The sequence below is a fragment of the Shewanella sp. ULN5 genome (assembly GCF_030731885.1).
Taxonomy (GTDB): domain Bacteria; phylum Pseudomonadota; class Gammaproteobacteria; order Enterobacterales; family Shewanellaceae; genus Shewanella; species Shewanella holmiensis.
In genome coordinates, this window is the sequence record NZ_JAPJEE010000002.1 from 259432 (window position 1) to 267147 (window position 7716).

At 39.3% G+C, this 7716-nt stretch carries 3 protein-coding genes, 2 tRNA genes and 2 pseudogenes; 4 read left to right on the forward strand and 3 right to left on the reverse strand.

Features of this window, described 5'->3' with window-relative positions:
• The first annotated feature begins 93 nt into the window (after window positions 1-93).
• Complete coding sequence (locus tag ORI98_RS03205; protein WP_306134222.1) at window positions 94-2022, forward strand: S9 family peptidase; 1929 nt, start codon at window positions 94-96, stop codon at window positions 2020-2022.
• Between the two features lie 14 nt (window positions 2023-2036).
• Here ORI98_RS03205 and ORI98_RS03210 read toward each other — a convergent pair.
• Window positions 2037-2783 (reverse strand): annotated as a pseudogene (locus ORI98_RS03210) (IS982 family transposase).
• Window positions 2784-3175: 392 nt separating this feature from the next.
• On the opposite strand from ORI98_RS03210, the gene ORI98_RS03215 reads away from it, so the two are divergent.
• The 3 genes and pseudogenes from ORI98_RS03215 to ORI98_RS03225 all read left to right on the forward strand — a co-directional run bounded on the left by ORI98_RS03215 (window position 3176) and on the right by ORI98_RS03225 (window position 7108).
• Window positions 3176-4378 (forward strand): glyceraldehyde-3-phosphate dehydrogenase, encoded by a 1203-nt coding sequence (locus ORI98_RS03215; protein ID WP_306134223.1) that lies wholly within the window; start codon window positions 3176-3178, stop codon window positions 4376-4378.
• Window positions 4379-4747: 369 nt separating this feature from the next.
• Window positions 4748-5818, forward strand: a pseudogene (locus ORI98_RS03220) (IS4 family transposase); the annotation flags it as partial.
• Between the two features lie 105 nt (window positions 5819-5923).
• Entirely contained in the window at window positions 5924-7108 is a 1185-nt protein-coding gene (locus ORI98_RS03225) for a patatin-like phospholipase family protein (RefSeq protein WP_306134224.1), read from the forward strand.
• A 427-nt stretch (window positions 7109-7535) separates the two neighbouring features.
• Here ORI98_RS03225 and ORI98_RS03230 read toward each other — a convergent pair.
• Together ORI98_RS03230 and ORI98_RS03235 are read right to left on the reverse strand one after the other, a co-directional pair.
• Window positions 7536-7612 (reverse strand) — tRNA-Val (locus ORI98_RS03230).
• 27 nt (window positions 7613-7639) lie between these two features.
• Window positions 7640-7716 (reverse strand) — tRNA-Val (locus ORI98_RS03235).

Below are 7716 nucleotides of genomic sequence, written 5' to 3' on the forward strand. Positions count from 1 at the left end.
CTATATGAACATTAGCTACTGTGATTGGGATTAACTAAATACGTCTCTGTTTCGAATTAGCTCGATAATATTGTCAATAAAAAAGGACCTTTTATGTATAAGCTTTTCATGACAACCGTTTTAGCAATCGCGGCCCTCAGCGCTTGCTCGAACTCAACTGACTCCGATGATGTAAAATCTTTACCTGACCCAATTAATTCTGTCGCTTTTGAAACCTATAATGCGGAAGAGTTTTTCAAAACGACAAGTGTTTTGGGTTCGTCTATTAATCATCTAGGTAATGCCGTTTTAGTTAGTAATGATGAAAGTGGCATTTTTAATGCTTACCGAGTGCCTGTTGATGGCAGTCCAGCAAAAAAACTGACTAACTCAACTAAAGAATCCATATTTGTTGAATCATGGTTTCCTCAAGATGAAAGATTTTTATATAGCGCTGATAAAGGCGGTGATGAACTGAATCACCTTTATGTTCAACAATTAGATGGTACAAAGTTAGATTTAACCCCAGGTGAAGGCTTAAAAGCACTAATGATGTCTTGGCATGAAAATAAAAACTCATTCTTCGTTTCCACAAATGAACGTGACTCAAAGTTTTTTGATGTTTATCAATACAATACTAATGATTACAATCGAGAATTAGTGTTCAAAAACGATTTAGGTTTTAGTGTTGAAAGTGTCAGTCCTAATGGACGATTTATCGTCTTGAGTAAAACACATTCGAATAGTAATTCTGATCTTTACCTAGTAGATCTGCGTTTGAAAATGGTGAAACCTAAATTGCTAACCCAACATAGCGGTGATGTATCATATTCTGTTTATACTTTTTCTAAAGATAGTAAACAGTTGCTTTATGCAACGGATGAATTTGGTGAGTTTAACCAATCTTGGGCTTATGATTTAGAAACGGGTAAGAGTAGCTTAAACTACAAGGCTGATTGGGATGTCATTTTTAGCTACTTCTCAAAAGATGGTCGATTCCAAGTAACCGGTGTTAATGCTGATGCACAAACGCAACTCGTCATTAAAGATTTGTTTAATCAATCAGAACTTAGTTTGCCAACATTACCTAGTGGCGATTTACGTGGCGTAAATTTCAGTGATGATTCCAAGTCTATGGTGTTTTATATTAACTCTGATACTTCACCCTCTAATTTATATGTTCATACATTAGGTACAAGCTCTATAAAACGATTGACCAACTCTGGTAATCCAAATATTAAAGAGCAAAACCTAGTTACTGGTGAGGTGGTGAGGTTCAAAAGTTTTGATGGTCTAGAAATTCCCGCAATATTGTATAAACCTAAGCAAGCCAGTGTAAACAAAGTGCCCGCATTGGTATTTATTCATGGCGGCCCTGGTGGACAATCACGTAAGGGTTACAGTGCCATGATTCAGCATCTTGTTAATAACGGCTATGCGATTATGATGATCAATAATCGTGGGTCGAGTGGATATGGCAAAACATTCTTCCATTTAGATGATAAACGCCATGGGGAAGATGATTTACAAGATGTTGTATATAACAAAAAGTATCTTCAAACTTTAGATTGGGTTGATGCTGATAAAATAGGTGTTATGGGGGGAAGCTATGGCGGCTACCTAACCATGGCGGCAATGACATTCACAGACGAATTCAAGGTTGGCATTAATATCTTTGGTGTAACTAATTGGGTGCGCACCCTCGAAAGTATCCCACCATATTGGGAAGCCTTTAGGAAAAGTTTGTATGACGAACTTGGTGATCCAGCTACCGACAAACAGAGATTACACAACATTTCACCGGTATTTTTCGGTGAAAAAGTTAAAAGCCCTGTTTTGGTTGTGCAAGGAGCGAATGATCCACGGGTACTCAAAATTGAAAGTGATGAAATGGTAGAAGCAATTCGTTCTGGTGGCACCTATGTTGATTATCTTGTGTTTGATGATGAAGGTCATGGTTTTACTAAAAAAAATAACCGTATCAGTGCTTCTAATAAATATCTCGAATTTTTAAATACTTATTTGATGAAAACGAGCAAATAAGTACCGAGTTTAATTTACTTCAAATCGCACCAGGCCATTGGGCGAATCAATGGCTTGGTTATATCTTCATCAGCAAGCAACTCAACACCCGCCCTTGAGTGTTCGATATAGGAAATATTCTTCAACTGGTCATTCACTGTTTCAATGATGAATCGCTTTTTTAACATGGCGCTATCCCATAAAGAAATAAACTTTTTCTTCATGTTCTTACGTACGGTGGTGCTCAATTCAACGCCCTTTTCCAAAAGCCCACCCGTTAGGTCTTGGATAATCTAGCCTTTATCGCCATATAGCTTACCGAAAAGACACTCAGCCATTTCTCTGACAGGCTGTCTGTCATCCACATTACCTTTTGTCAGTTTTAACGCTACAATTTCACCCAAGAGATTGATAATAAGATGCAGTTTAAATCCAAACGACCACCCCATGGTCTCCTTTCCATGTTCGGCAATGCCTTCAAGAACCTCATTTCGCTTCGCTCTAATGATATGACAGACTTCAATTTTACTGGAGTCTACAAACTGAATTCCAGTTGGCTTTCCAAGTTTTGCAGTCAGATAGCTACACATGGGTACAACGACGCTAGGCATTAATGCAAGAAAATGCGTGCAACATAACAACTCAGGAAAATAGGGCTTAAGCTGGCGACAAACATAGTTAAGATAGTAATTTTTGAAATCTCGGTAATGTGATTGATGGAAATGAATAATAATGGTCATCACTTCTGCGGGAGAAAGGCGACAAGTTCTATTGCGCTTCATTTCACCATTTCAAGTAGTATGCGCTGCCAATGTGAGATAAATAACTGAAAGAAGTCATCTACATCGAATTAGGTTTCAACCAATTTCTTCATATTCGTTCCTTTTTCTAATCACTCTTGGTCGAATGATATGGGGACGAGCATTTAGTTCCTTTGGGGAACTAATTTTTTATCCGAAGCTCAGGTTAGTTAACTCATTTGCAGCAAAAACAACATAAATATGTCCACCGGACTCTAATATCTAGTTCAATTTAATGGTAATTGAAATATGAATTATCTATCATTATGGAAATCAACATTTTTACAGCATTAAAACAACATTACGGTAATGGTTTAGTTGTGTTAAAAAGTAGCTAAATTGATAGCCACATTTCAAAAGGGAGTAGACGTAAAATGGAACTAAATCTACCTAAATTAAGTTCTGCCTGCATAGTAACTGCGCTATTATTTTCATTATTTTCAACAAGTAGCTATGCTGTTAACCTTTTTGACCCAATTGATAAGCAATTTGATATGGGTGAGTACCTTGCCGAAAATGCCTATGGATTTTTGCCCGTCCCCATCATTATTACCGAGCCTGCATTAGGTTACGGTGGCGGTTTTACCGGTGTATTTCTAAACGAAAGCGACGAACAAAGAGAAAAACGTAAACAATTAGCACTTAAGTCTATTGATGGTGGAGCTCAATTATTAACAACTGGGATTACCGCTATCGGTGGTTTTGCTACATCTAATGGTAGTTGGTTAGGCTTTGCGGCTCATCGTCACTCATGGAAACAAGATTCTATTCGCTATTTAGTTGGTGGCGGCTATGGCCAAATAAACATGGTTTACTATCCATTTAGTCAATCGGAAGCCAGTGGTTCAGGTATTTTAAATGATGGCTTAGAACTAGAGTTAACCGGTTTTGGTGCTATCCAACAACTACAATTTCGCATTGATGGCAGTCCATGGTTACTTGGCTTAAAACAATCCTATGTCAAACCTGAAATGGGAATAAAAGATCAAGACCGATTAAATGACATTTTAGGCAAATGGCTAAATTTGTCACCGGCCTTATCGGGACTTGGCGTTATGGTTGAATACGACAGCCAAAACAGCTTTATGTATCCTACAGAAGGTTATAATTACGTATTGTCATATATGCTATTTAGGGACGCTATCGGATCTGATTATAAATATGACTCTATTGATATTGACGGTAAAAATTTCTGGGAATTAACCGATGTGGTTAATTTAGGCGTAAAAGTACAATTTGATGCCTTAGTCAATAACGAACAATTTTTACCACCAAATGCTTACCCTTATATCAACCTTCGCGGTATTGCCAGTAATCGCTATCAAGGTGAAGTTGTCGGTTCACTGGAAGCACAAGTAACGTGGGAAATTGATAATAGATGGTCTACTCTAGCTTTTGTTGGCGCAGGGTCAGCAACCGATGAATTTAGCGATTTATTTAATTCAAATACTGAATACGCTTACGGCTTAGGCTTTAGATATTTGATTGCCAGACGCTATGGCCTTAGAACAGGTATTGACGTGGCATTTAGTGAAGAAGATAGCGCCGTATACTTTAAAGTCGGTACCGGTTTTTAAACATACCGACTTAGCTCAAATTAAAGCGTCTTTCGACCAGAGCAATAAACTAGCTCGTCACGACTATCGACTATATCAGCAGAGATATCTGCTTCACATATCTAAAAAATAACCGAGTATAAAACTAATGCCATTCGCTTAAGAGCGAGTGGCATTTTTACTTTGATATTTCACCGTTTTCTTTAGTACCACGCGTGGATATCATGGTCGCTTCCTCTTTGGGGGTAAATCAACCTTTTGCCATTTTGCCTCAATCGTTTTAAGTGCTGTGGGATCGCGCCTGGACTCCCTCTGTCACTCCAACCAAACTCATCCTGTTTTAAAGATGGGGCATTAATGAAACTGATCCTCTGTGGCTCAACTTTATGCTGCACAGCCATTGCCAACTTGCATCGTCAGTTCAATGGTATGTGCCTGACTGAAAACGATAATGTGGCTTACAAGCCATTCAATAAACAGCTCCGTAAAGAAGCGTTTCCTCATTTTATGCAACAACGGGTTCAGTTTGCTATCGCTCAATTAGCCCGCCAGCAATGTGCTCAACCTCCAAAGAAGCTGTCTTGCTTTGATGATATCTTGCTTCAGGATGGCAGTTCTTTTTATGTTCTCAAAGCCTTAGCTGATGTCTACACCAGCCGTTTTAAACTTAATCCTGCAGCGATAGAGTCCTATATGACGATGTCTCTGCGAACATTTAACCCAACCTCGATGACGATAACAGCTGATACGGCTTCAGAAAGAGCCTATCTCCCCAAGCCATTTAAGGTGAAAAACAAGCTACTTCTGGCTGATACGGGATACCCTGATTTCGATTTTTTTGCCGATGTGGAACGTCATAATGGTTTCTATATTGTTCGGGGTGCAAAGTCACTCAACCCAAGGGTTGTTGAAGCTAAAAATGGCAAGGGCCGCGTTCTTCCTAAGCTTGTTGGAATGAAACTCAAAGACATAACGCGCCTTACCAACCGTACAGAAGCCCTTGACTTAACAGTCAGCAGAGGAAAACAAGAGTTTCGAGTTGTAAGGCTGTGGTTGCAGAAGAAAAGCGTTTTTGCATCTGGTTAACAAACCTACCGAAAAAGGCCTACTCAGCCGATGATATTATGGCGATTTATCGCTATCGCTATCGCTGGTAGGTTGAACTGCTGTTCAAAGAGTTGAAATTACATACAAACTGGCAAAAATGGCTACCGCGCAAAAAGCGGTAGTTGACGGCCTAGTCTGGGCCAGCCTGCTGGCAGTTATCATCAGACACAGTACCGCACTTCAAATAATGCCAACTGTTTAACTGTTCAAAGCAGCAAAGAATGTGGACGTTTGGCTGCTGCCTATCTTTGAGTGTATCTGTCATCTAGCCTGGTCAGAAATAGCAGAAAAGCTAGACTGGGCGATTTGTTTTATAACAAAAACACTCAAAAGTCACAGCAAAGAAAACCCTAAGAAGACATAAGCTTAAATGTGATTTATGCTAAGCTTAATGTCCAGTGTGTGATGTAGGACTCCCCCATCTAACCTCGAATACAATTAAAAATTGGAGATAACTTAATGAAGACATTTAATAACTTGGCCAAGTTCATGTTTATCACTTTGTTTATTACTGCCTGTAGTACTCATCACGAGCTTGATATGCGTGTTGATGAAGACAATTATAAAAGTGCGCAAGTCGCGCAAGTCGCACCAGTAACCAACAAAGCAGCAGAGCCCTACCGTTTTTGGGGCGATGAGAAACCGGCCTTTTTATTTGATTCAGCAACAAACACGACGCCACTCGTTAGTGCTGCTGATAGTTTAAATATACTGGTGTTATCTGGCGGAGGTGCCAATGGCGCGTTTGGTACCGGTGTAATCAATGCACTATATGACACCAACCAATTACCTGAATATTCAATTGTCACGGGGATCAGTGCTGGCTCAATGATTGCACCCTTTGTGTTTGTCGGAGGCGATCAAATACCTCGCTTAAAAGAAGCAATGCTAGGTATTAATGACAAGGAGGTTTTGGGTAGCCGCAACTTTTTAAACGCGCTCATTAAAGATGCCTTTACCAATGGTGACAAGTTATTTGAAACGGTTGAACACTTATATAATGCTGAAATGATCGAGAAAATTGCCCAAGAGCACAACAAAGGCCGCAGACTGTTTATTGGTACCACTCATTTTGATTCTGGTGAATTAGTCATTTGGAATGTAGGAGCAATTGCTGCAAGTAATTTAGCGAATAAAAACCGCTTAATCCACCAAATTTTAGCAGCAAGTTCTTCTATACCTGAGGTATTTCCACCACAATTTATTCAAGTTGAAGTCGATGGTGAAGTTAAAGAGGAATTACATGTTGATGGTGGTATGAACACACAAATGTTTGCTTCTACAGGTAACTTTAATTACAACCTAGTCAATAACGCGCTCGGCAAGCAGCAAAAACCAACCATTCATATTATCCGTAATGGCGTGCTTAAAGCCACTTACAAACCTTTAAGAGACAAAGGTGTGGATTTAATCGGTCGCAGTTTGGAAACCCTATTGGTACAACAAACTCGTGGTGATTTATACCGTATGCTTTATTCAAGTGAAATAAACCAGTACGACTTATCATTCACTTACATTGAACATGAGTTTGATGGAGAAAAAGCAACCAAACAAATGTTTGACCAGCAATACATGCAAGCCTTATACAAATATGGTTACGATAAAGTAATCAACAACAGTGTTTGGCAAAAAACCGTCCCTTAACAATATCGTTATATCGCAGCCAATGACCCCAGATTTAGTCTTAATGCCATTTGCTTAAGAGCGAGTGGCATTTTTACTTGGATATTTAACCGTTTTCTTTAGTACCACACAACTGCTTGGAGTTGATATTGGAACATTTAAATGCTTGAGGTTCAGGCTATGAGAAAGCATTAACTTTGAAAGATGCAAAATTAAGAGGATAGTGCTCACGGCAAAATACATCAAAAATTTACTTTGGGCACATGGGCACAAGTTTGGGCACAAAGGCTGAGAGCGAAGATTTAATCGAAGTACAAAAAATTAATTTTTTGAGTACTCAATACGATTTTTCTGTTTGAATAATTTAAAAGCTAGAAATTGAAAACTTGATTTAGGCACAGATTCGAAATAACTTGAAAATGCTAAACACATGAATTTAAACAAGAAATGGTACACCCGAGTGGACTCGAACCACCGACCCCTACCATGTCAAGGTAGTGCTCTAACCAGCTGAGCTACGGGTGTATACTGGGATGCTTGAGGGAATAAAATTGGTACACCCGAGTGGACTCGAACCACCGACCCCTACCATGTCAAGGTAGTGCTCTAACCAGCTGAGCTACGGGTGT

What these genes read in the sequence shown, in the direction of transcription:
- ORI98_RS03205 (WP_306134222.1), top strand. Translation starts at nt 94, where the DNA reads ATGTATAAGCTTTTCATGACAACCGTTTTAGCAATCGCGGCCCTCAGC.
- ORI98_RS03215 (WP_306134223.1), top strand. Translation starts at nt 3,176, where the DNA reads ATGGAACTAAATCTACCTAAATTAAGTTCTGCCTGCATAGTAACTGCG.
- ORI98_RS03225 (WP_306134224.1), top strand. Translation starts at nt 5,924, where the DNA reads ATGAAGACATTTAATAACTTGGCCAAGTTCATGTTTATCACTTTGTTT.